The organism is Aphanothece microscopica RSMan92, from assembly GCF_046613545.2.
In the GTDB taxonomy this organism is placed as follows: Bacteria; Cyanobacteriota; Cyanobacteriia; order PCC-6307; family Cyanobiaceae; genus NIES-981.
In genome coordinates, this window is record NZ_JBKKKY020000215.1 from 1 (window position 1) to 1011 (window position 1011).

At 70.4% G+C, this 1011-nt stretch carries 2 protein-coding genes; both read right to left on the reverse strand.

From position 1 onward, the window contains the following. A partial coding sequence (locus tag ACLD7X_RS17060; RefSeq protein WP_411424881.1) for a hypothetical protein occupies nt 1-203 on the reverse strand: 203 nt, incomplete at its 3' end. Then, the gene (locus tag ACLD7X_RS17065; RefSeq protein WP_411424882.1) at nt 200-904 is read right to left on the reverse strand and encodes a CpaD family pilus assembly protein; all 705 of its coding nucleotides are present in this window, start codon (nt 902-904) and stop codon (nt 200-202) included. The genes ACLD7X_RS17060 and ACLD7X_RS17065, both read right to left, overlap by 4 nt. Nucleotides 905-1011: the final 107 nt, after the last annotated feature.

The following is a 1011-nucleotide window of genomic DNA, read 5'->3' on the forward strand; positions in this document are numbered from 1 at the left end:
CGCGGCACAGGCTGATCGCCGCCGCGCTCCAGCTCGCCGGAATAGGCCTGCTCGAAGCTGGAGACGTCAAAGTCCGCATTGGCCGCCGGCGGCGGCGGATCCGCGTCTGGTTGCGGCGCGATGAAGTCGAGATCAGCGTCAAAGTCGATCGTTTCGTCGCTTGCGACGAGTTGCGACCAGCGCTTGCCGGAGCCCCCGGTCATTGGCGTGTTCCTGCGCGGACGCTGCCGCGTTCATCTTCCGCCCGCTCAGCCGAGGTCGGCTGGCCTTCGCGATACTTGCCAAGCACGACATCTCGCCGGCCAGCGTCGGCGGGCGTCATGGGGCGCGGCCCCTTCAGATCGGCGGGATCGGCCAGCATGACGGCGAGATTGGCGGCCTGTGCGCAGCCGAACCGGCCCGGAGCCAGATTGCTGGCGGTGCGGGTCAGATTGTAGTCCGACATCGGCTTGCACGGCGGGGGCTTGGCCTCATAGCGCTGAAACGACAGCACGATCGGCGGCTCTGCCCCGGCCGCCGCCTCGATCATGCCGCCGGCGATCTGCTCCCAGTCCACCCCGGCTGCAAACAGCCGGGCCCGTACGTCAGTGGCTACTTGCACCGCCGCCTGGGCGTTGGCCCCGCCAGACGGCAGGCTGACGACGATCGGGCCGTGGCCCATGTCGTGATAGATCCGGACGAACTGCTCCAGCGCCTGGCGGTCCTCGCCGTTCAGGGTCTGCGCGGCCATGGGCGCGCGAATTTCCAGCCGCTCGTTCACCGCGCTGACGGTGATGGGATGGGCGTCGAGCGGGGTGGTGCGCAGCTGGGCGATCGCGGCGCCGCGGGGCGTGCCGCAGCCGGCCAGCGCCAGTCCGGCCAGGGCCGCAAGGCCGATCAGGATCGCGCGCGGGGTCGTCGTCATGCGAGGGTCCTCAGGGCAGGATGTGGCCGAACGGCCCACGCAGGCGGCGCTCGCCTGTGTCTGCCCCCGGTGTGCGGAAGGTGCGGTTGATCCGCCCGAGGAACAGC